This is a genomic window from Rhodoplanes roseus (assembly GCF_003258865.1).
GTDB lineage: Bacteria > Pseudomonadota > Alphaproteobacteria > Rhizobiales > Xanthobacteraceae > Rhodoplanes > Rhodoplanes roseus.
Map to the genome: position 1 here is coordinate 1 of NZ_NPEX01000745.1, position 287 is coordinate 287.

The following is a 287-nucleotide window of genomic DNA, read 5'->3' on the forward strand; positions in this document are numbered from 1 at the left end:
CTTTGGCTTCTCCGCCGGCTGGGAACACCGGCGTGATGCCTGAGCGCGTGCGCACGGGCGGCAGCGGGATGGCTCTTGCGATCTCTGTGGCCGGGGCGACGAGTGAGGCAAGCTGCGCAAGCGGCGTGCGGGCCAAAAGGCTGATGACCGGACGCTCTTTGGGAAAGACGAGATCCTTGAGCGCCGCCGCCGCATGCTGAGGTCTGACGGCAAGGATCACGACCGAACAGCGATCGATGACCGCCTGATTGTCCTCCGCGACCGTGACGCTTGCGTATTTCTGCTCA

The 287-nt window shown here is 64.8% G+C and carries 1 protein-coding gene; it reads right to left on the minus strand.

The window, feature by feature from the left end:
- A partial coding sequence (locus CH341_RS32230; RefSeq protein ID WP_170149907.1) for an NAD(P)-binding domain-containing protein occupies positions 1-287 on the minus strand: 287 nt, incomplete at both ends.